The sequence below is a fragment of the Pedobacter sp. GW456-11-11-14-TSB4 genome, from assembly GCF_059424425.1.
Genome location: NZ_JBWKZK010000005.1, coordinates 45,904 through 70,743, shown reverse-complemented (window position 1 = coordinate 70,743; position 24,840 = coordinate 45,904). Strand labels below are relative to the sequence as shown.

16 protein-coding genes and 1 tRNA gene are annotated in these 24,840 nt (G+C 34.0%); 2 read left to right on the top strand and 15 right to left on the bottom strand.

Annotated features, from left to right (window positions below; genetic code table 11):
• Window positions 1-21: 21 nt before the first annotated feature.
• The 15 genes from AC07XU_RS16110 to AC07XU_RS16040 form a co-directional block, all read right to left on the bottom strand.
• Window positions 22-885 (bottom strand): AMP nucleosidase, encoded by an 864-nt coding sequence (locus AC07XU_RS16110; protein WP_494944663.1) that lies wholly within the window; start codon window positions 883-885, stop codon window positions 22-24.
• A 149-nt stretch (window positions 886-1,034) separates the two neighbouring features.
• Window positions 1,035-2,273 carry an ATP-dependent Clp protease ATP-binding subunit ClpX gene (gene clpX, locus AC07XU_RS16105; protein ID WP_494944662.1) on the bottom strand — a complete coding sequence of 413 codons (1,239 nt, stop codon included), beginning with the start codon at window positions 2,271-2,273 and terminating at the stop codon, window positions 1,035-1,037.
• Window positions 2,274-2,343: 70 nt separating this feature from the next.
• A complete protein-coding gene (clpP, locus tag AC07XU_RS16100; protein ID WP_136876355.1) occupies window positions 2,344-3,033 on the bottom strand; it encodes an ATP-dependent Clp endopeptidase proteolytic subunit ClpP in 690 nt (229 codons plus the stop codon).
• 315 nt (window positions 3,034-3,348) lie between these two features.
• On the bottom strand, window positions 3,349-4,695 hold the full coding sequence (gene tig, locus AC07XU_RS16095; RefSeq protein ID WP_494944661.1) for a trigger factor: 1,347 nt from the start codon (window positions 4,693-4,695) through the stop codon (window positions 3,349-3,351).
• 142 nt (window positions 4,696-4,837) lie between these two features.
• Window positions 4,838-4,919, bottom strand: a tRNA-Leu gene (locus tag AC07XU_RS16090).
• Window positions 4,920-5,374: 455 nt separating this feature from the next.
• Window positions 5,375-6,178, bottom strand: coding sequence for an ABC transporter substrate-binding protein (locus AC07XU_RS16085; protein ID WP_494944660.1), 804 nt, complete (start codon window positions 6,176-6,178; stop codon window positions 5,375-5,377).
• Window positions 6,179-6,320: 142 nt separating this feature from the next.
• The gene (locus AC07XU_RS16080) at window positions 6,321-8,732 is read right to left on the bottom strand and encodes an ABC transporter permease (RefSeq protein ID WP_494944659.1); all 2,412 of its coding nucleotides are present in this window, start codon (window positions 8,730-8,732) and stop codon (window positions 6,321-6,323) included.
• 128 nt (window positions 8,733-8,860) lie between these two features.
• Window positions 8,861-9,565: an ABC transporter ATP-binding protein gene (locus AC07XU_RS16075; protein WP_494944658.1), complete on the bottom strand. Its 705-nt coding sequence runs from the start codon at window positions 9,563-9,565 to the stop codon at window positions 8,861-8,863.
• A 138-nt stretch (window positions 9,566-9,703) separates the two neighbouring features.
• Entirely contained in the window at window positions 9,704-12,100 is a 2,397-nt protein-coding gene (locus AC07XU_RS16070) for an ABC transporter permease (RefSeq protein ID WP_494944657.1), read from the bottom strand.
• 269 nt (window positions 12,101-12,369) lie between these two features.
• Window positions 12,370-14,742, bottom strand: coding sequence for an ABC transporter permease (locus AC07XU_RS16065; RefSeq protein ID WP_494944656.1), 2,373 nt, complete (start codon window positions 14,740-14,742; stop codon window positions 12,370-12,372).
• Between the two features lie 117 nt (window positions 14,743-14,859).
• Complete coding sequence (locus AC07XU_RS16060; RefSeq protein WP_494944655.1) at window positions 14,860-17,253, bottom strand: ABC transporter permease; 2,394 nt, start codon at window positions 17,251-17,253, stop codon at window positions 14,860-14,862.
• A 127-nt stretch (window positions 17,254-17,380) separates the two neighbouring features.
• A complete protein-coding gene (locus AC07XU_RS16055) occupies window positions 17,381-19,756 on the bottom strand; it encodes an ABC transporter permease (RefSeq protein WP_494944654.1) in 2,376 nt (791 codons plus the stop codon).
• A 117-nt stretch (window positions 19,757-19,873) separates the two neighbouring features.
• Window positions 19,874-20,572, bottom strand: coding sequence for an ABC transporter ATP-binding protein (locus AC07XU_RS16050; RefSeq protein WP_494944653.1), 699 nt, complete (start codon window positions 20,570-20,572; stop codon window positions 19,874-19,876).
• A gap of 154 nt (window positions 20,573-20,726) precedes the next feature.
• Window positions 20,727-21,116, bottom strand: a complete 390-nt coding sequence (locus tag AC07XU_RS16045; protein ID WP_494944652.1) for a hypothetical protein — start codon at window positions 21,114-21,116, stop codon at window positions 20,727-20,729.
• A 57-nt stretch (window positions 21,117-21,173) separates the two neighbouring features.
• On the bottom strand, window positions 21,174-22,418 hold the full coding sequence (locus tag AC07XU_RS16040) for an efflux RND transporter periplasmic adaptor subunit (RefSeq protein WP_494944651.1): 1,245 nt from the start codon (window positions 22,416-22,418) through the stop codon (window positions 21,174-21,176).
• A 387-nt stretch (window positions 22,419-22,805) separates the two neighbouring features.
• Between AC07XU_RS16040 and AC07XU_RS16035 the strand changes: the two genes are divergently transcribed.
• Both AC07XU_RS16035 and AC07XU_RS16030 read left to right on the top strand, forming a co-directional pair.
• Complete coding sequence (locus AC07XU_RS16035; RefSeq protein WP_494944650.1) at window positions 22,806-23,291, top strand: endonuclease domain-containing protein; 486 nt, start codon at window positions 22,806-22,808, stop codon at window positions 23,289-23,291.
• Between the two features lie 117 nt (window positions 23,292-23,408).
• Window positions 23,409-24,779 carry a sigma-54-dependent transcriptional regulator gene (locus tag AC07XU_RS16030; protein ID WP_494944649.1) on the top strand — a complete coding sequence of 457 codons (1,371 nt, stop codon included), beginning with the start codon at window positions 23,409-23,411 and terminating at the stop codon, window positions 24,777-24,779.
• Window positions 24,780-24,840: the final 61 nt, after the last annotated feature.

Here is a 24,840-nt window from a genome sequence, read left to right as displayed (position 1 = left end):
CGATATTGCGATTTTCTCTAATTAAAATCTCAAATGCTTAACTGTAGATCCACCATTTATTAATTGTTTTAACGAATCAATTCCAATTTTTAAATGACTATCAACATAATTTGTCGTCACAGAACTATCGCTCTCTGCGGTTTTAACACCCTCTGGTATCATCGGCTGATCTGAAACCAGTAACAAAGCACCAGTTGGAATTTTATTAGCAAAACCAGTAGTGAAAATTGTAGCAGTTTCCATATCAACTGCCATAGCACGTAATGTTTTTAAATACTTTTTAAATTCTTTATCATGCTCCCAAACGCGACGGTTAGTAGTATAGCAAGTTCCTGTCCAGTAATCTCTAGAGTGATCTCTAATGGTGGTAGAAATTGCCTTTTGTAATGCGAATGCAGGCAATGCTGGTACTTCTGCTGGCAAATAATCATTTGATGTTCCTTCACCCCTAATTGCTGCAATCGGTAAAATTAAATCACCCAGTTGATTTTTCTTTTTTAAACCACCACACTTACCTAAAAACAAAACCGCTTTTGGCGTAATTGCAGTTAATAAATCCATCATGGTAGCTGCCATTGCACTACCCATACCAAAATTAATGATGGTTATTCCGTTTGCCGTTACACTTTGCATAGGTTTATCCAAACCCATAATTGGCGCATTGTCATTCCATTCAGAAAACATACTTAAATATTTACTGAAATTTGTTAGTAGTATATATTTGCCGAAATCTTCTAACGGTCTACCTGTATAGCGAGGCAACCAATTTTTCACAATTTCTTCTTTAGATTTCAGACCTGATTTTACAGGCGATTCTACTTCTTTAACTTTTTTAGCTTTAGCTACAATTTTTTCATCTTGTTTTACTTCTTTTTCTTCGTTCATATAGTTGTACTCCTTTTTAATAATTCATGTTCATCACCGCTAACTCTTTTAAGGGTTTATTGTATCGCCTGCCAATATTTCAAGTTCGAAATTGCATAACGTAATATGTAAGTTAAAAAAAATCCCCTAGAATTTCTAGAGGATTTTTTTTATGCTGCTTTCAGTTTCTTAAAGTCTGCCTTTTCAAATTTCTCCATGGCATAATCTAATGTAATGTGCAGTTCTTTAACTCTAGTATCTGATGGGGTGTCGTACATCGCATCTAACATAATTGCTTCGCAAATGCTGCGTAGCCCTCTGGCACCTAATTTATATTCCATTGCTTTGTTTACAATAAAATCTAAAACCTCATCATCAAAAACCAATTTCACATCTTCATATTCAAAAAGCTTCGTGTATTGTCTCATTAACGAGTTTTTAGGCTCGGTAAGGATATTTCGCAATGCTTCAATGTCAAGCGGATTTAAATGCGTTAAAACTGGTACACGTCCGATCAACTCTGGTATTAATCCAAATGCTTTTAAATCTTGTGGAGTAATGTATTTATATAGATTTTTTAAATCTAAATCTACTTCATCCTTTTTTACCTTATAACCAACTGCTTGTGTACGTAAGCGATTGGCAATTTTACGTTCAATGCCATCAAAAGCTCCACCACAAATAAATAAAATATTGTTGGTATTAACAGGGATCATTTTTTGGTCTGGATGCTTTCTTCCACCCTGTGGCGGTACATTTACAACAGTTCCCTCTAAAATTTTAAGTAAGGCCTGTTGCACACCTTCACCAGAAACATCTCTAGTAATTGATGGATTGTCACTTTTGCGGGCAACCTTGTCAACTTCATCAATGTATACAATACCACGTTCTGCAGAAGCAACATCGTAATCTGCAGCTTGCAATAAACGTGTTAAAATACTTTCCACATCTTCACCTACGTAACCAGCCTCCGTTAAAACAGTTGCATCTACGATACAAAAAGGTACATGTAGAATTTTGGCAATTGTTTTAGCTAATAAAGTTTTACCAGTTCCAGTTTCGCCAACTAACATGATGTTAGATTTTTCAATCTCAACTTCATCTTTATCAATTTTCTGACTTAAACGTTTATAGTGGTTATATACTGCAACAGAAAGTACCTTTTTCGCATCATCTTGACCAATTACATATTGATCAATATGTGCTTTAATTTCGGCTGGTTTCAATAAAGTAAATGAATCATCAAAGGCTTTACCTTTTTTACTACCAAGTTCTTGCGCTAATAAAACATTTGCTTGAGTTACGCATTTATCGCAAATGTATGCGTCCATACCCTCTATAAGCATAAGTGTATCTTGCTTTGGAGAGTTGCAGAATGAGCAACGCGAATCTTTATTTTGTTTAGCCATTTTTTTTAGTTTACAATTAACAGTTTGCAATTAACAGTTTAGAACTGCCAATTGAAAACTGCCAACTGAATTATTTTTTAGTTGATCCTAACACCTCATCAATCATACCGAAACTCTTAGCTTCATCAGCTTTCATCCAGTAATCACGATCAGATGCTTTTTCTACCCAGTCATAAGTTTGACCAGAATGTTTAGAAATGATATCGTATAATTCTTTTTTCAATTTTAACATTTCTCTCAAGTTAATTTCCATATCTGAAGCAACACCCTGTGCACCGCCAGATGGTTGGTGAATCATTACTCTTGAGTGTGTTAAAGCGGCTCTTTTACCTTCGGCACCCGCAACCAATAAAACTGCACCCATTGATGCTGCCATACCTGTACAAATTGTTGCCACATCTGGTGTGATGTACTGCATGGTATCATAAATACCTAAACCAGCGTAAACAGAACCACCCGGAGAGTTGATGTAGATTTGGATATCTCTATGTGCATCAGTTGATTGCAAGAACAATAATTGAGCTTGAATAATGTTTGCATTGCCATCATATATAGCATCACCTAAAAAGATGATACGATCCATCATTAATCGTGAAAAAACATCCATTTGAGCAACGTTTAACTGGCGCTCCTCAATAATATATGGTGTCATCGATTTTGGAGAATTGTTAGTTGCTCCAATAAAACGATCAACGTTTAAGCCGTTAATTCTATGGTGTTTAACTGCGTACTTTCTAAATTCGTCTTTATCTATTTTCATTTTGCGATTGGGTTAGGCGTTTGTTGTGTCTTTTATTCTAACGTAAATTAGAACCTCTAGTTATCAAATCAAAATAATAATTCATCTTTGATTGTAAATTACAATTTGATGTCTTTAGCTGTGGAATTATCAAAGAACATACCAAGCGTTTTTTAATGACAATATAGCATATCGATTTTAAAAAAATCAATTGTATAAATTAAAAGCAGCCTTATGCTGCTTTTAATGAAAATTATATTTACCTAATTTGTCAGATGCGAGGGTAAATCATCCTTGAGATTCTTCATTGCGTTCAGAATGACAAAGAATACCACCTTACTTCATCTCAACAAACTTTTTGTAATCGATGTCTTTTTGGTTTAAAGTAGCAACCGATTGGATGTGTTCAAAAACTTTTAAAGCTTTTACTTCATCAAAAATGCGGTTAGCGTTTTCTTTTTCTTGCAAAAAGGTAGCTGTATATTGTGCCAACTGATCTTCTGGCATCGGTTGCGGACTGTACATTCTAAACTGTGCATCTAAGCGTTGCTTTGCAGTTTCGAAAACATCTTTATACTCAATTTTAATTTCGTTATCAGTAATGATTTTGTTCTCAATCAAAGTCCATTTTAAGTTCTTTGCGAAATCTTCATAACCTTGCTCCAATTCTTCATCAGTTAATTTTTCATTGGTAGCTTTCAACCACTTACGTAAAAACTCATTTGGCAATTGCATTTTGGTTTGCTCAGTTAACTGAGTATAAATATCGTTTTGCAATTTACGATCAGCATCTTGTTTAAACATGCTCTCAATTTCTTCGGTAATTTTAGCTCTAAAACCAGCCTCGTCACTTACTACACCTTCACCAAAAATCTTGTCGTAAAATTCTTGATTTAAATCAGACTCTTCTAAACGGTTAACATTTTTTACTGTTACCTTAAATTTAGATTGTAAATCTTTAGCATCTTCTTCACCAATGTTCAATAATTTTGCAATTACTGTTTCATTGCTATCAAAAGCTTTCTGTACATCAAGTTCTACAACATCATCTTTCTTTAGACCCACTAACGATTTTAAGATTTTTTTGTCAGTTACTAAATCTAAGCGAATAGAACCCGTAGCGTTAATACCACCTTCAAAAACTTCACCATCTGGAGATAGTTGAGCTAACTCAGCGTACAAAACATCACCTTCGGCAGCAACCTCTGGGTTTGTCATTTTGCCATAGCTCTTACGAATGTTTTTGATACGAGATTCTAAAGTTTCTTCATCAGCTTTTACGTTATATGCTGTAAATTTATCTTTAGAAGTAACTTCAACATCCACCTTTGGCGCTAAACCTAACTCGTATTTAAATTCAAACTCGTCTGTATTGTCCCATTTAAATTCTTTGGTATCATCCATTGCAGGCAAAGGCTGACCTAAAATTTCAACTTTGTTATCAGTTAAATATTTAGTTAAGTTTTCACTTAACATATTGTTTATTTCTTCAACTAAAATGCTTTTGCCATACATTCTTTTCATGTGTGCAACTGGCACCATTCCTTTTCTAAAACCAGGAAGGTTTGCTTTTTTAGCTTGATCTTTCAAAGCCTTGTCTACTCTTGGCGAATAATCTTCTGGTGCGATAGTAATTTTAACTACTGCATTTAAATCATCAATTTTTTCTTGCGTAATATTCATTTTAGCTATGAGTATTGAGATATGAGATTTGTGACAAATAACCAGTCTAATCGCACATCGATTTTACATTTAGTTCTTTTAACAATGTCTTTTTAAAATAAAACCGTCCCGATTTTACATCGGGACGGCCTTTATCTTTTTGTGCGGAAGAAGGGACTCGAACCCCCACGCCGTGAAGCGCCAGATCCTAAGTCTGGTGCGGCTACCAATTACGCCACTTCCGCAGTTAGGATTTATTAAGGACTGCAAAGATAGCGTTTTGCATCAATTTTCAAAAAGTTAAACGAATTTATTTTATAATAAAACTTGAAATTATTTGATACTGAAATTTGCAGTACGCTAAGTAGTTAATAACTAGAAGTTAAGGATTTAGAAAAGCAATCTCAGTAGTTCTTATTAATGTTGGTCGGGCTTTACGCTGCAATCTTTTTTGTTAACTGTAGTGAGTTTATTTAAGTTCGATCGAATATTTAAGGTAGTGGCTATTAATTAACAGATTTCTCCTCGCAAAAAGCTCGTTCGAAATAAAGTAACAAAAAAGGATTTCCGCTTCAATCCCGTTTAATTAACGCAGGTTTGTACAACTATTCTTGGTTGCAGACCGCCAAAAACCTGCATCTCAACTATTCCGTCATCTAAAGTAGACGGCAATTGAACTGTAAACCAATGAACTAATCTACTAACTAACCATCAATTCATCTTGTAAATGAAAAAGATAATTTACAGCTTTAACCAATCTGCTACCATACCAGCTAAACATTTCTCCATCTACCAACATTACTTTTGCACTTGGCAAAACAGATTGAATTTCTTCGATGTGTTTTTGTTTAAACGGATAGGGTTCTGAGGAAAGAAATACCATTTGGCATTTTGCAGTTTTCAGTTCTGAGAGTTCTATCTCAGGGTATCTGCTTTGTTGAACGATGTTGTTTAGACCAATCTTTCTTAAAACATCATCAATAAAGGTGTTTTTACCAGCAAACATGTAAGGATCTTTCCAAATGAGATAGGCAACCGTTTGATTAATGTTTTTTTCAACCGCCAAAGTTTGTAAATCTTTGAAACCAGCATTAATCAAATGATTTAAATAAGCAGCTTCTGGAGCTCGATCAACCAACTCTCCTATTTGAGTTATAGTTACCATTGCCTCCTCTAAATTGCTAATATCGCTCATCCAAACCGGAAATTCCTGCATCAACAACTCAACTTCACTTTGTGTATTCTCTTCTTTATTACCAATAATTAAATCAGGTTTTAAATCCCTAATTTTTTCTATCAATAGCTTTTTCGTTCCACCAATTTTGGTTTTAGAGGCAAACTTTTCTATCGGATGGATGCAAAATTTGGTGATACCGATTACTTCATCATCCAAACCTAAATCGAACAATAACTCAGTTTGCGATGGCACAATAGAGACTATCCTTTTTGGTGGATAATTAATTGTAATTGTATTGCCAAGCTGATCTGTGAAGGTTTTTTGCATAAGCCTCTCCTAAATCCTCTCCGCCAGTGGCGGAAGGACTTTTAGTTTGTTTTAAAATTGACTTCTACAAATATCATCATTTAGTTCGAATTGCATAGAAAATTTGCTGATCCTCCCCTCTGGGGAGGTTGGTGGGGCTTCTCTATTCATACTTTAAAGCATCGACTGGATTATTAACCGCAGCTTTTTTAGCTTGCAAGCTTACTGTAAAAACAGCAATAGCTACAGACGCAATTGTTGCAATGGCAAATGGCCAAAATGGTATATCAATTCTATAAGCAAAACCTTCGAGCCATTTTTTGGTAAGGATAAAAGCGATTGGCCAGCTAATTAAATTGGCAATAATTACCAAAATTAAAAATGAGCGGTTTAACATATTGATGATCTGAAAATCTGAAGCGCCCAATATTTTACGAATGGCAATTTCTTTGGTTCTTCGCTTTGCCATAAAAGTTGATAAGGCGAACAAGCCTAAGAGGGAAAGAACAACAGAGATAATGCTAAACAACACAATGATTTGCATTTGCTTACGAGTAGTTTCCATTGTTTTTTGAAATGCATCTTCAACAGAAGTATAAATCATTGGGAAGTTAGGATAGATCTTTTTCCACTCTGCCTCAATCGCTTTTAGCGCTGGTTTATAATTATCGCTATCAAACCTAATCAATAAATTATTGGTACTAGACATGCCACCTAAATACGTAACTCTATAAACTGTAGGCATAACCGCTTTATCAAATCCTTCATTGTTGTAATCTTTAATCACACCAATAATCTGAAAAGTATTCTTGTACTCCTTTATTTGTTTACCTACCACATTTTTGCCCAACATATTAGCTGCCGACTGGTTCAAAACCACTGTATTGATGGTATCTTGCTTATATTCTGGTGAAAAAATCCTCCCCTCTATTACCTGAACGCCTAAAGCTGGTAAGGCATCCATAGTTACGGTAACTGTATTTACGTTGTGTGCCTGATTATTATAGTTGATTTCACCCGGCACATTAAAGGTATTGCCCATTACTTGGGTGGTTGTAGCCACATATTTAACACCCGTAATTTTTTTAATTCGCTCTCCAATCTCATCGCCAGCTCTGTAATTTGTGGAGATATTGATTAATCTATCTCTGTTAAAACCTAAATCTTTATTGGCTACATAATTGGTTTGTTGGTACATTACACCAATGCCTATAATAAAAGTTACCGCGATGATAAACTGTACAACAACTAATCCGTTGCGCAAAGCAATACCTTTAAAACTATTTTCGTAATTGCCCTTTAAAACCTTAACAGGATTATATTTAGACAAAACCCAAGCCGGATAAAAACCTGCTAATAAAGTAATTAAAACAAAAAGCGCTATTAATTGCAATACAATGCTAAATAACTGTTCGCTACGCCAAAAACTTAGCGTAACATTAAAATGGTTGCTAAATGCTGGAAGCAGAACTTCTACCAAAATAACACAAATAAATAAAGCGACTATGGTTTGTAAAGCGGCTTCGATTAAAAACTGAATTACCAATTGCTTTTTATACGCTCCTAATACTTTTTTAACGCCTACTTCTTTGGCTCTTTGTACCGATTGAGCTGTAGCTAAATTTATAAAATTGATTATGGAAACTAGCAAAAGAAAAACAGAGAGCGCTATTATTGGTGTTATTCGATCTATCCAACTCTCATCAAAAGCTGGCTTTGCATAAGCATCTTGCAAGGGAATAATTTTTAAGCCAGGCGTTTTGCCATTTTTATAATAATCTGCATAAGTAATTTTTCTTTTAACAAATGATGATTTTTTATAATCTACATAAACCTTTTGCAATGTTTTATTCATTTGTGTGGTATCTAACTGCTCATTTGCCAAGGCATATATTTCGCAATGATTGGTATTATTGATGTGCTCTGGATCTTTTTCCCGATCTCCACTATGTGTAATTGCATTAAATTCAACGCTCTCTGGTGTTTTAGGATCAGCAACAACACCTGTAACCGTCATTATAGTGCCAGGATCATCACGCCACATTAATATTTTTAATTCCTTACCGAGAACTTGCTCGGTTCCGAAAATTTTAAGCGCCAAGCTATGTTTTAATACGATTGCATTTGGTTTGTTAATTGCAGTTAATCGATCTCCTTGAATAAACTGATGAGGAAAAACCTTAAAAAACAAAGAATCTGCATCTCTAACATTCTCCACAATAACTGGATTAGCGTTGGCAGGCTTTAAAGAAAAACCATCTCCCCAACCCTCTCCAATTTTGGTTACATATTTAAATTGAGGAATTTTTTCAGTCACCAAAGCCCCAATTCTAGATTCGTTTGTTTCCATCCAATGTTGTTTATTGTCTGGCGTAAAAAAATCATGGTGCTCTCTTAATTGATAAACATTTTTTAACTCTGGATTCCATTTATCATAGCTTGTTTCATGATTAACGAATAAAAGTAATAGTACAAAAGCGGTTAAACCAAGGGCTAAGCCACCAATATTTATAGCAGCATAAACTTTGTTTTTAAATAAGTTTCGCAGGGCGATTTTTAAATTGAGTTTGAACATCTTTTTAGAAATGAGAATTGAGATGTGAGATATGAGACGTGAGACGTGAGATAACCCCATCCTAAATCCTCCCCAGAAGGGAGGATTTTTGGTATGTGGTTGAAAAAATAATTACTGCTAACATTAGTTTAAGCTACTCCTCCACTCTGGGGAGGTTGGGTGGGGCTATCTTCTTTTATCACTCCGTCTTCAATAGTTAATATTCGGTTGCCGTATTGCGCATTTTTTTCGGAGTGTGTTACTTGTACAATGGTAATTCCATCTTCCTGGTTCAGTTTTTTAAACAATTCCATAATCTGCTCTGCTTGTGCCGATTGCAAGTTACCAGTTGGTTCATCAGCTAAAATAATTGAGGGTTGAGCAACCAAAGCCCTAGCAATGCCTACCAATTGTTGCTGACCACCACTTAACTGATTGGGGAATAAATCTTTTTTAGCCACCATATTAAAGCGATCTAAAATATCCGCTATGCGACTTTTGCGCTCTGAGCCTGGTATTTTTTTATAGAGTAAAGGAGCTTCGATATTTTCGGCAACTGTCATCTCATCTATTAAATGGTAAGCCTGAAATACAAAACCAATGTGGTTACGATACAACTCGATCCTTTGTCGCTCTTTCATCGCTGTAACATCTTCGCCCATAAAATGATACTGACCATATGTAGGTTCTTCTAACATGCCCAAAATATTCAACAATGTTGATTTACCAGCACCAGATGGCCCCATGATAGAAACAAATTCGCCTTGTTTTATGCTTGTAGTTACGTGACGAAGGATGTAACTTTTTACGCCTTTATTAGCGTAATATTTTTCTATGTTTTTTAGTTCGATCATAAGCCCCTCCTAAATCCTCCCAAGAAGGGAGGACTTGTGTTTGTAGTTAAAAAATTAATTTCTTCTGCTATTATTGTTTGTTCATTATGTTTTTGTGACTATGCCACTCCTCCCCTCTGGGGAGGTTGGGTGGGGCTTTTACTCGTATTTCAATGCATCAATTGTATTTGCTTTGGCAGCTCTGTAGCTTCTAATAGTGACTGTAAAAATGGTGATGGCCAAAGATATTATCGTGGCAATTACAAAAGGCCAAACACTTAAATCTATTCTATACTGAAAGCCTGATAACCATTGATTAATAAAAATATAAGCTATTGGCCAGGCTAATAAGTTCGCTATGAACACCATCCATAAAAACGAGCTATTTAACATTTTAACCAATTCAAAATTTGAGGCGCCTAGCACTTTTCTAATGGCTATTTCTTTGGTTCGTTGGGTTGCCACAAAAGAGATTAAACCGAATAAACCTATAAATGAAATAAATATTACTACACCTGCAAACACCTTAAACAAAGTGCCCATAATATGTTCTGTTTGGTAATAATTTTTAATTTCATCATCCATAAATTTAAGTTCATATACATAATCAGGAAAGATGATGTTGAAAGATTTTTCAATTTCTTTCATAGTAGCCATTAATTCTTTAGATTCTAATTTAATTGCTATGGAATTGTAATAGGTTTTACCAGAAAATATAGCAATTGGTGCGATAGCTTCATGTAATGAATAATTATTAAAATCTTTTACCACACCTACAATAGGTCCTTTATAGCCCCAAAGTGCAAGCGTTTTCCCAAGAGCATCATTTGCATTTTTAACATTTAATTTCTTTAAAAGAGTTTCATTTACTACAAACTCTTTAACTGTATCACTCTTCACCAATGTTCTACCAGCTAAAAGCTGTAAGCCGAAAGTTTTAAAATATGCTTCATCTCCTAGTTTAGTATTTAGCTGAAAATTTTGATTTTCGGAACTGTTGTAAGTAAAACTTGTTTCGTTATTGCTCTGAGAAGATGGTGGAGCACTGTTAAAAGAAACAATTTTTACGCCCTTTTTTGCCAAAATATCATTTTTAAAGGTGTTGTACTTTAATTGACTTAAGCTATCTTGTGGCAAACTGATCATGGCAACAGCACTGCTATCAAACCCTAAAGGCTTCTCTCTTATAAAGCTCATTTGTTTAATGATAACCAACGTACCAACAATTAAAATTGCTGTGATGGCAAACTGTACAACTACTAAAGTTTTGCGCAAACCATTACCTCCAGCATTTGCTGTGCTTACCTTGTTTTTTATAGCCAATGCCGGACTAAAACCTGACATAACCAATGCAGGATACAATCCTGCCAAGAAACTAACCACAATAAACATTACCAACAGAAATAGGCTGATGATTGGATTAGTAAATAACCCAAAAGATAAATCTGCGCTTAATAAGTTTTGCATACGAGGCAAAGCCAATTCAGTTAAAACACAGGCAAATAAAAGTGCAATTATCGTTATCAACGCTGTTTCACTTAAAAACTGCCAAATCAACTGTTGTTTTTTGCTTCCCATTACTTTACGCACACCTACCTCTTTACTTCTACTAACTGCTTGAGCAGTAGCTAAATTTATAAAATTGATACAAGCGGTAAGCAAAAGAAATAAGGCAATAATGCTAATCGCAATTAGCTGTTTGTATGTAGTAGTTGTTTGTGCAAAATTGCCATAATTTTCATCGTGATGAATATCATTTAAAGCTTGAAAGTTATGCCCAACCTTACCTGGAGCTTTGGGGTCATTTTCGTATTTATTTATAAATTTTTGCATTGTTTGACTCAACTCAGCAACAGATATCCCATGCTTTAACAATACGTAGCACTCAGAGCCAGAAGAAACAGAACCCCATTGTTTGGCGTTTCTATTATTATAGCTTTTATAGCTAAAAATTATGTTTAACGGAAAACTTGTATTTGGTTGATGATCTTCAATAATACCAGTTACTTTAAAATCAGCTTTGCTATTGTAACTTATACTTTTACCAATTGCATTTTGCCAACTACCGAAATAAGTAATTGCGGTTTTCTTGGTTAAAACAACGTTATTCGGTTCACTTAATGACTGATTTGGATTACCAGAAAGCCATTTATAACTAAAGATTTCGAAAAAAGATGGTTCGGCATAATATACATTTTCACTCACTTTAAGCTCTGGTTTGCCATTTTGTGAGCGTGCTTTTATAATACCGTATGTTTGCTGTATAGCAGCAACTTTTTCAAATTGCGAAAAATCATTTCTTACTGCTGGTGTAAGCGGTAATGGTACTCCTTGCGAATAAAAATCATTGCCATCTTTGTATTTCCACTGAGAAACGATACGATAAATTCTGTCGCTGTTATTAAAACCTTTATCATAGCCGGTTTCGTAGTTTACGAATATGAAGATAAGAATGCAACTTGCTAAACCAACAGATAAACCGAAGATATTAATAGCAGTGTAACCTTTGTATTTCCAAAGATTGCGTAGAGCGATTTTTAAGTTGAGTTTGAACATTTTATAAGTATCAAGTATTGAGTATCAAGTATCAAGACATTAAATTTTTGTACCAGTTTAGCTTATTGTGCCAATTTTATACCAATGAATTTTTTAAAACTTAAATTATTATAAATCAATAAATTAAAAATTAAATTAAATTAGAAATGTTCGTTATCGAACAATGTATGTGCGCTTGCGAACGGTTTTAAGGTTAAGGGTTGCAAATTGAAAGGCTGTAAGGTTTAGATGCTTTACCTTCATCCTTCAAATCATCTGCATTCCATTCTTTATTCGTATTTAAGTGCATCAACTGGGTTTGCTTTCACGGCATTTCTAGCTTGTATGGTTACAGTTACAATGGTTAACAATATGGTAATGATTGCACTTAATGCAAATGGTAAAAATGAAATATCAATTCGATAGGTAAAGGTTGAAAGCCATGTTTTTATCAGGATATAAGCCAAAGGCCATGAAATCACATTAGCAATTACAACTATCACAAAAAAAGAAGTGTTAATTAATTTAAAAATCTGCAAATCATTTGCACCTAATATTTTTCGCACTGCGATTTCTTTTATTCTACTATTGGTGATGTATTTTGCAAAAGCAAATAAGCCCAAAATAGCAATGAAAATGGTGAGTGATGTAGCTGCAAAAAACACAGATTGTAATTGTTCCTGTTTTTTGAAAAGCCTGCCATATAATTGATCTAAGAACTCATATCTAAAATCTTCTCCATCTAGCGGATTAATTAGCGACCATTTATCACGCAAAGTTGCCAATGTTTCAGACATGTTGCTCTCATCAATCTTTACCATTATTTGTGTTTTGTAACTGCCACAAGGATCTTTAATGGTATAAATTGTGGGTTGCACAGCACTTTCAAAGCCTTGGGTTTTAAAATCTTTAATTACACCAACTATTTTATAATCTATATCGCAACCGGTAATGGTTTTACCTATCGGATTTTTAATTCCGTACTTTGCCACAGCACTCTCATTTATAATTGCAGTGTTTATCGTATCAGTAATAAATTTATTAGAGAAAAATCGACCTTCTTTGAGTTTAATATCCAAGGTTTCGAAATAATCGAATTCTACATTTACAAAATCGATATTTGCTGTAGTACCATTAGCCTTATAGCTATTTATTCCATTTGTGCCACCGGGAATAAATGTAGCCACAGTTGCAGATTTTATTCCAGGGATCTGTAATAATTTCTCTCTCACTGGCTCAAAACTTACTGAACCATATTTTGAAGGATTATTAAAAAGGGTTAAATTTTTAATATAAACTACTTGGTCTGCTGTAAAACCTACATCTTGCGTTCGCATATATTTTAACTGCGAATTAATGGTTAGCAAGCTGATTATAAAAACAACAGCAATACAAAACTGAAAAACCAAAAGGCCATTACGCAGATAATAACTCTGTTTATGAGTATTAATGTTGCCTTTTAAAACTACTGCAGGTTTAAAGCTAGATAAAACCGTAGCTGGATAAATGCCGGCAATAAATGTTATTGTTATTAAGATTAAAGGTAATTGCCAAATTAAACCATTATCAAAATGCCAGATAGATAATGCTACCTGAAATAAATTATTAAAACTTGGCAAAGTTAATTCTGCTATTGTTAATGCCAAAATTACGGCTACCAAACATTGCATAAAAATTTCTATTAAAAACTGTGTTGTGAGTTGGTAGCGAAAGGCTCCCATTACTTTTTTAACGCCAACTTCTTTTCCTCGTTTGGCTGCTTGTGCAACGCTTAAGTTGGTAAAATTTATACAGGCAATTACCAGAATTAAAATGCCCAAAGTAGAAAGTGCTATTAATACTTTATATGGTGCATCATTACCTGCTTTAGGCCTTAAATGTATATTAGCTAGAGGATCTAAAAAAATAGAGGTGCTTTTTAATTCGATTACTTTTTTACTTTTTAGCAATTCTGCTTGGTATAAATTGCCGATTTTTTGTTCCAATAACTCTACATTTGTTTCAGGTTTTAACTGCAAATAGATAGAGTAATCATTCATGGCATAATTATCATTTTCACCTAACTTGGCTGCTATAGAAACTCCATCAAAATTGAAGTTAGAATGAGTATTATTATTTATTGAACCTGCAATAGTTCCCGTAATGCCCGAATTACTTGATCCAAAACCTACCATTTCAGGTTTATTATCCCTTTTTTCTGGAAATAGGACCTTCATACTTTCGGTACTTAAATAAGTAAGTCTTTCATCACCTTGTGGTTTTACTAAACCGCCATTTGGGTTAATGTTAAGTATTTTTGCGCCATCATAATCTACAGCAAGAATTCTTTTGGTAAAAAGGGTATTGTTTCCTTTTTTAATTGTCAACTCAAATGAGCTTTCTTTTACTAAGCCAACTAAATCAACTTCTGAAAAATTCTGCTTAATGGCCATGGCTAATGGTGCAGCAACATAATTAGTTTTAAATTCAGGATAGGTTACCCCAACAACATAAATATTTTCATAGTTTGGGTTCTTCTTATCAAAACTAGTTTCATAAGTTGCGTACATTACTACCAAAATAAAAGCAGCTAATGCAATTGCCAACCCACCAACATTTACAGCGGTAATGCCTTTGTTTTTCCAAAGGTTTCGCAGGGCGATTTTTAATTTGAGTTTGAACATTTCGTTAGATATGAGAGGCGAGATATGAGATTAGGGACGTAGTTTTAAAGATTTATGGTTGGAAGGTAGATGGCTGGAAGGTTTGGGCGCTTAGACGTTCATCCTTGCTTCCCTTCTCTACTCATATTTAAGTGCATCAACTGGGTTTGAACTTGCAGCCTTTAGCGATTGTAAACTCACAATTAAAATGGTGAGCATAAGGGTTAAAAGACCAGACAAAATATAAGGCATTATTGGCATATCAATTCGGAAAGCAAATTCTTTGAGCCATTGATTTAAAATTAAATAAGCAATAGGCCAAGCAATTAAATTTGCTATTAAAACCAAAGCAGCAAATCCTTTATTAAGTAATTTTAAAATATCTATTAATGATGCGCCGAGTACTTTTCTGATGTTAATTTCTTTACTTCTTCTTTGGGTTGTAAATGCTGCAATGGCAAATAAACCTGTTAAAGCCAAAGTAATGGTAACTATAGACAATATGCCAATTAATTTTCTTAACTGTGCTTGATTGGCCAACATGTTTTTAAATGAGTGATCTAAAAGGCTATATTTAATTGGAAATTCTGGCTCTAACTTAGTCCACATTTGCTCTATTTGATTTAATGCCGCTACAGATTGTTTTGGATCTAAATTAACGATTAAGTAACGTAAAGGGTTGCCTTTAATATATTGAAAAACAATAGGTTGATAACTTTTTTCTGGACTATAATGATTAAAATCTTTAACCAATCCTACAATATTTACATCAGTTCCACGAAATCTTAAAGTCTTGCCTACCGGATTGTCAATTCCAAAAGTTTTCGCTGCAGTTTCAGTAAGAATAATTGATTTTGTAGTATCTAATGGATTTGCCGCACTATAATCTCTTCCATCAATTATTTTCATTCCCATTGCATCAAAATACCCTGCATCAATAGAAATAAAATTGCTCGAAAAAGATTTGCCATTTACGCCATAACTATTTCCACCCATATCTTCACCCGGAATATGATCGGCTCTAGAAATAGAACGAATGCCCGGAATATCTTTTAAATTATTTTTAATTTTATGAAAGTGCTTATCGCTCATGTCTTGCATCAGATTAATTGCCAAAACCTGTTGTGGTTGGTAACCAAGATCTTTTTGCTGCATGTAATTTAACTGACTATTGATAATCCAAATTCCAGAAACGAAAACTACGGCTATCGTAAACTGCATTACAATTAATGTGTTTCTAACCCAATATCCTCTATTGCTGGTATTAAAGTTTCCTTTTAGCACAACTGCAGGCACAATATTACTAATAAGCAATGCTGGATATGCCCCTACCAAAAGAGTTATTGAAACCAAAGCGATTGTAATTTGTACCAGAATTTGCCCATAATCACTAAATCTTTCTAGTACAATAGAGGTTCCAAGTAAAGTGTTAAATGATGGCAAGCAGAGCTCTACTAAAATTAAAGCGACAACAAAACTAAACAAGCATTGAAGCGCTGTCTCCAATATAAATTGAATAGCCAATTGAAATTTTTGAGCACCCAGTACTTTTCTTACACTAGTTTCTTTAACTCTTCGAGTTGCCATGGTAACCGAAAGGTTAGTAAAATTTATTGCAGCTATAATTAGTACTAGAAAAGCAACTACAAGTGTAATGTACATGTATTTTCCAACTCCGTTATTTGCAAATTCATATTCTACATTGCTAGTAGTTAAATGAATATCTTTTACCGGTTGGATATAAAGTTCATTATTCTTAATAAATTCTATAAAGCTATTTTGTTCTTCAGCAGGTTGTTTACTCATTTCTGCTAACAAAGTTTCTTTTCTTACTGCATTTAAACTTTTGGCAGCTTGGGCCAAATCGGTATTTTTTATGAGTTTAACATAAGTGTAATAATTGTTGCTGTAGTATTCCGTTGATGAACTTTTATTAAACCTCCTAATCACGTTAAACTTAAAATGCGAAGGATATCGAGCTACATCTACCACAGCTTCAACTATAAAGCCTTCTCTGTTATCCATAGAAATAATTTCACCAACTGGATTTACATTTTTACCATACAGCAAATCGCTGTATTCTTTACTAAGGATAACTGATTGAGGTTTATTTAATGATTGTTTTACATCTCCATAAACCGCAGGGTATTGAAAAACCTTAAAAAAATTGCTATCGACTAATAAAATATCTTTTACATATAAATTTTTGGATTTGGTTTTCACTAGCATATCTCCATTCCAATAGTCTACTATACGAGTTGCTGCTTCTACAGTTGGAATTTTTTGTTTACTTATTGTAGCTAAATTACCTGGACTTAAAGCCACATCTTCGCCACCTGTAGAAGTATAATTAACTCTATAAATTTGCTCGTAATCATTATTCCATGCATCATAGCTACGCTGATAATTTGCATAGAGCATAGCCAAAACAAATATTGTTAAGGCTACGGCTAAACCTGCAATGCTGATAAAGGCATAGCTTTTATTCTTCCACAAGTTACGCAGGGCGATTTTTAAGTTGAGTTTGAACATCCTTTTAGTTTTGAGAAGTGAGATATGAGATTTGAGACATAGTTTTTATGTTGAGGGTTGGAAGATAGATGGCTGGAAAGGTTGGGCACTAAGACCTTCCACCTTCAAATGCTCTAACTTTCCTCCTTTATTCATATTTTAGTGCATCAATAGGATTTGCTTTCGCCACTTTTATAGATTGCATACTTACTGTTAAAGCTGCAATAATTACAGACAATCCGATAGCAATTAAAAAAGGAATAAATGAAATTGAAATCCTATACTCAAAAGCAGAAAGCCATTTATTGATAATAATGTATGCGATAGGAAACGCTATAATGTTTGATATGGCTACTAATTTGATGAAATCCTTATTTAATAAAGTAAGAATATTACTCGTACTTGCCCCTAAAACCTTACGGATACTGATTTCCTTTTTGCGTTGCTCTGCCATAAATAAGGCTAAACCTAACAAACCTAATGAGGAAATAAATATGGCAAAGCCTCCAAACCAATTAGAAAGTATGCCTAATAATTTTTCATCTTGAAACTTTTCTTCAAACGATTCATTAACAAACTTTCGGTTAACCGGATAATTTGGTTCTATTCCCTTCACTAAGTCATCAATAATTTTTAAAGAAGAGCTGATATTTTTATTGGGATTAAGCCTAATTAGAACAACTTCTGATCCTTGTAAAATACTTGGCGAAAAAATCATAGGAGCTACTTTCTGGTAGGCACTCTCTACAACAAAATCCTTTACTACACCAACGTTTATCCTTTCACTACCCCAAAATCTGATTTTTGCTCCGATTGGATTTTTAAGATGCATCATTTTAACAGCAGCCTCATTAAGCATAACGCTATTGGTATCATTTATTATATTTTGATGAAACTCTCTCCCAGCAACTAGGTCTGTACCTATAGTCTCAATAAAATCAGTTCCAATACCCCTGTTGTTAAATAAAATTAACTCATTTCTGTTTTTTCCTTCCCAAGATATATCTGTTGTATTATTTCCATTCGTAGTGATATCTTTGCTAAATAAAGTAAAATTCGATGCCGCTCCAGATTTCAAAATTTGTGTCTTTAGCAATTCGAGTTTATCTTCATTCCCCATTTTACCCTGTATTGCTATTTGTATTAAATTAGACTTATCATACCCTATTGGCTTATTTTTAACATAGTTAAGTTGCTGATATATAACTACAGTACAAACAATTAGACAAGCCGCAAAAACAAATTGACCTACCACCAAAACCTTTCTTACATTAAAAGATGAATCCGACTTCATTTTTAGGCCTTTTAATACTTTTATTGGCTCGAAAGAAGATAAATAGAGTGCCGGATAACTTCCTGCTGTGAGACCTGTAAATAATATTAAAGCTAAAAGAACAAACCAAAAATTACTACTTCTATAATCGATTGTAAGTTCGATATTTAAAAGATTATTAAAATATGGCAAACTAATTTCAACTAGAATAAAAGCAAAAACAGTTGCTATAAAAGTAATTAGCATTGATTCTAAAAAAAACTGATTGATTAAAGATTTACGAGAAGAACCAATAGCTTTACGAACCCCAACTTCTTTAGCTCTAGCTTCTGATCTGGCAGTAGAAAGATTCATAAAATTTACACATGCGATTAATAAAATACAGATAGCAAGTATTAGAAATATCTTAAGCTGATTTATTTTGCCTCCAACAGATATACCATTCTCAAAATCACCGTACAAGTGCCATTTAGCCAAGGGGTGCAATAAGGCCTCAGCAGTATAAGGATTTCCAATTTGATTTCGCTTATAAACACCTTTTATAGCTGCATTGGCCTCATTAAAAAATTTATTGTTTTCTAGCTGAACAACAGTTAAACACATATTATTACCCCAATTCGGATTTTTAGCCCATTGTTCTCTTTTTTCGAATAATGCCCACGGTAATAAACATTCAAAAACAATACTGTTATTAGCAGGCACATCCTCAATTATCGCCTCAACCTTTAAAACATCTTGATTTTCTAATTTTACCGTTTTATTGATAGGGTCTTCATCTCCAAATATTTTCTTTGCAAATGATTTAGTAAGAATAACTGAATTTACATCTTTTAAAACCTCGTTTGGATTTCCTTTAATAAATTTATGATCAAATATTTTTAAATAAGATGGATCAACAAAATTCACTCTTGTGGTAATTTTTTTATCTCCAACAGAAATTAATTTCGATGATGGATAAGTTGAATGGGAAGCATATTTAACACCCGGAATTTTTGTTTCAGCCTCTTTTGCCATTACATTTGGTGTCCAAGCCCAGCTAAAAACCTTACCATTTGCAGGTGCGTTCTGGTAAACCACATAGGTTTTATCGTAGTTTGTATATTGTTTATCGTAATTCCATTCATAAGCTACATACAATAACAAAATCATACAGCTTGCTAAACCAATAGCTAAGCCACCAATATTGATAAGCGAAAAGCCTTTGTTTTTCCAAAGATTACGCAGGGCGATTTTTAAGTTGAGTTTGAACATTTTTTAAGTATCAAGTAATGAGTATCAAGTATCAAGACATAGTTTAAAGTTTTAGCGATTGAGAAGTTGAGCCTTAGTCATTTAAACCTTCCACCTTCAAACCCTTTACCTTCCCTCCTATATCAGTTCTTCCGTTCTTCCTTTGTTTATTTTTTCAGAAATTACATGCCCATCTTTTAGGTTGATGATGCGATTGGAGAAACTAGCATCGTGGCTTGAGTGAGTTACCATCACGATAGTTGTTCCTGTTTCGTTTAATTCGCAAAGCAATTCCATAACTTCATTACCGTGTGTACTATCTAAGTTACCCGTTGGCTCATCGGCTAAAACTAACTTTGGCTTGGTTACTAAAGCTCTTGCAACTGCCACACGTTGCTGCTGACCACCAGATAACTGCTGCGGAAAGTGCCCAGATCGGTTAACGATATTCATTCTCCCGATAATATCATTTACCAATTTTTTACGTTCTGCCGCAGGCACTTTATTGTAAATTAAAGGCAGTTCTATGTTTTCGAAAACCGTTAATTCATCAATTAAATTAAAATTCTGGAAAACGAAACCCATATTTCTCTTTCTGAAATTTGATCTTTCTTTATCATTTAGCGTTAACAATTCAGTATCAATAAACTTATAACTGCCACTTTCTGGCTTATCTAAAAGCCCCATTACATTTAACAAAGTCGATTTACCACAGCCGGATGGGCCCATTATAGAGACAAATTCTCCTGCTTTTACATGCAAGTTTATCCCATTTAGCGCCGTAGTTTCAATTTCTTCGGTTTTATAAATTTTTTCCAGATTTTCTATTTTGATCATAATTTTAAGTATCAAGTATTTAGTATCAAGTATCAAGACCTGATAAAATTGTTAAATTGCTTTATTGTTAAACTGTTGTATTCCAATTCTCATATCTTAAAAGTTGGTGCTCCAGTCAACGCACCTGACATAGAGCTTAACCAACCTAAATTCTTTATCTCAAAGTGAGCATTACAGTTTTATCATCACCATTTTTCAAGTCTACATTAAACTCTTTTACTCCCAATTTACTATGATAAAATTTAAATTTATAGCTTCCAGCAACAACATTTATATCTTGTTGGTGATTTGAAATCGGTATTGTTACAAGAAGCTCTTTTCCAATAAAAGCTACCTTAGTTAGGTTGGCTGTGTTTCCATCAACTTTAAAGGAAATATGGGGCTTAGCAGATGTATTGTTAGCATTACCAGTAGTACTAGCTTTCATACTGTAACCTTTGCCATCAGTATTTTCTTCCCAAGTAGATTCGCTTTTAGTTTCTGTTTGCGCAAACAAAGTTGATGTTGTTAATGCCAATGCTGCAATGATCAATAGTTTTTTCATTTTATGTTTGTTAGGTTTATCCTTAATTCAAAATGTTTTAAATCTTACCTCTCACTTTTATTTACTAATTTCAATAATATCATACTGAGAGAATTGATCATAAGATGATGTGATGATTTCTTCATCTTTTTGCAAACCATCCAGTACTTCATAGTACAAGTAATTTTTACGACCAATTTTTACGTTTCTTTTGGTTGCTTTGCCATTAGCTACAACAAAAACCCAACTGCCGCCAGTACTTTGAAAAAATTGCCCCTGACTTAGCAAAAGCGATTTGCTATTGTCTGATAAAGTTAATTTAACCTGCATTGATAAGCCTCTTCTCAATTCATCAGGAGACTTTCCTTCAAACACTAACTCTATTTGAAATTGACCAGCAGTAACTTCTGGAATAACTTTCCTTACCGATAAGGCATAAGTTTTTCCGTTAAATTCACATTGTGCGGTTTGTCCTTCTTTAACACGGTTGATGTAATATTCATCTACTCCAGCTTGCAATTTGTACCCTTGTAAAACATCAATTTTACCAAGCATTTCATTAGCACCATAAGATTTTCCAATTACGGGATCATAGGATGATAAACGACCGGAAACTGGAGCTTTAATTGTCATGTTTTCTATATTCTGGCGGATAGTTTGTAAGCTCTCGTTCATTCGGCTAATTGATTGCTCAATTTGCTGTAACTGCATTACCCTACTTTGGTTTTCTTGTCTAACAGCTTGTTTCAACAACGCTTTTCTGCCTTGCAGGTATTCATAATCCTGACTTGAAGTGGCAAATTCTTGTTGCGTAATTACTCGCTTGCTAAATAAGGCACTATCAATTTTATATTTACGGGTTGATGTTCTTAAGCTATTTTCAACGTCCATCATGTCCTGACTCATAATCCTTTGGTTTTGCTCAAGATCTAATCTTAACTTTCTCAATTGATTAATTTGTTCGGTAATGCTAGTTTCACTTGCTGTATAACTTGATAACGCATTAGGATTTGCAATCCTTAATAACGGAGTTCCTGCAACCACAGATGCACCATTCTCTGTAAATATTTGCGCAACGGTACCTCCTTCAGATGAGCTTACAATAACGGAAGTAAGCGGAACAACGCTTGCATTTAACAAAACCACATCTTCAAAATCGCCATATTGCACTTTATTTATGGTTATTTTTTCTGCTTCTGCTTTATAAACTTTGTTTAATGATAAATTGTAGCCATAGCCAACCAATGCTACAAATACAAGTGCCGCAGCTATAATCACAATTGTTTTTTTATTAAATCTCTTTTTCTCTACTATTCTGTCCATTTGGATTTATGGTATTTATGCCATACCATTTGCCAAGTTTATGCCAATGGCGATAAAAATTTTAAGTACCTCGTTATCAATTAAATAAAAAATTATATTGAAATTTAATGTTCATTATCGAACAGTCATTGTGCAACATCGAACAGTTCAGGTAATTTTGTCGGGATTGTTATGGGATGGGTTAAAGGTTTTTAGGTTATCACCTCACCCCTTAATCCCCTCTCCTTGAAGAGAGGGGGGATAGGAGCAGAAAAACACAAACCATTAACTTTGATAGGCTAAGGTTAATTGACCAAAGTACCATAAATCCCTCTCTTCAAGGAGAGGGACAACACTGAAAAAACACAAACCACTGCATTTGATAGGGTGAGGTAAAAAATAATTATAATGGAAAATTACGGAGATGATCTATTTAAGGGTGCCAATGCAAAGCTTTTCGAGTTTTCAAAAGTTTTGAGAAAAACCCAAACTGATGCCGAAGACACGATATGGCAATGTGTAAGAAACCGACAAATTCTAGGTTTCAAATTTAGAAGGCAGCATCCAATAAATAAATATATTGCAGATTTTTATTGTAATGAAGCCCACCTAATAATTGAGATAGATGGTGGAATTCACAATATAGAAGGAAACCAAGAATATGATATAAATAGAACTTATGAACTTGAACAAATGGGAATAACTGTTATTAGATTTACAAATGAAGAAATTATAAAAAATTTAGATATTGTTTTGACAGAGATTAAAGAGCATTTGCAAAAAGCCTCACCCCTTAATCCCTCCGCCGCGGCGGAAGGGGGCAATGTGCAAAAATGTAAAGGTTTCAAACCCTATACCGCAAATCCCTCTCTTCAAGGAGAGGGACAGCACTGAAAAAACACAAACCACTGCCTTTAATAGGGTGAGGTAATACACACCAAATGGTGCAAAGCAAAACATCATTAATTCTCTGACTTAAACGAGGCAGGATGATGTAAAAAATTATAAGAAATGACAGAAGCAAATATTCTAGTAATAGACGATGATGATGATATCCTTTTAAGTGCTCGTTTGTTTCTTAAACAACACTTTAATCAGGTATTAACTTGCAAATCGCCAAGAGAAATTAATGTTCTATTGAGCAAAAATGAAGTTGATATTATTTTATTAGATATGAACTACCAAAAAGGCGCAAGTGATGGACGGGAAGGTTTGTATTGGCTGGAGCATATCCTCTCAATTGATAAAGATTATGTGGTTATATTAATGACAGCATTTGGAAATGTTGAGCTAGCTGTACAGGCCATAAAAAAAGGTGCTACAGACTTCATACTTAAACCCTGGGAAAATGAAAAGCTTTTTGCCACACTATCAGCCGCTGCTAAACTTCGTCAATCTAATAAAAAGGTTAATAAATTAGAAAAAATACATCATTCGTTACAAAAAGATCAGGCCCGCAAATTCGAAAACATTGTAGGTAATGATGATAGTGTACAAAATTTACAAAAAACATTAACTAAAGTTGCTCCAACAGATGCCAATGTTTTAATTTTAGGAGAAAACGGTACTGGTAAGCAAGTTTTTGCTTACGAATTGCATAGGAATTCTTTAAGAAGAAAACAGATTTTTATGCATGTAGATTTAGGTTCTTTAAACGAGAACTTATTTGAAAGTGAACTTTTCGGCTATGCCAAAGGTGCATTTACCGATGCTCGTGAAGATAAACCTGGCCGTTTTGAAATGGCCGATGGTGGAACCATATTTTTAGATGAAATTGGAAACCTATCCCTTTCCCTACAAGCTAAATTATTAAGTGTTTTGCAAAACAGAACAGTAACTCGTTTGGGCGAAAGTAAAGAGCGTAAAATAGATGTTCGACTAATTAGTGCTACCAATATGCCATTAAACGATATGGTTACTAAAGGTTCTTTCAGGCAAGATTTATTATTCAGGATTAATACTGTAGAGTTAATTCTTCCGCCGCTGCGTGAACGCGGGAATGATATTTTGCTATTAGCAAACCACTTTTTGCAAACATTTAACAACAAATACCATAAAACAATTAAAGCAATAAACGAAAAAGCTGCACAAACTTTGCTTAATTATAAATTCCCTGGTAACATTAGAGAGCTGCAACATGTAATAGAAAGAGCTGTTATTATGACAGATGGATTTGAGATTACAGCCGATGACTTGCAACTTTCACCGCAAAAGTTTGGCAATAACCAAGCGCTACAAACAGATATGCCATTAGATGAAATGGAAAAAATGATGGTTAGCAAAGCTATAGATAAACATAAAGGTAATATTTCTAGAGCTGCAGCAGAGTTGGGTTTAACAAGAGCAGCATTGTACCGCAGAATTGAAAAATTTGGACTTTAGAAAGAGAAAGCATCAAAGTTTGAAGGTGTAGAATTCAAAAAAATATCGAAATTTAAAAATA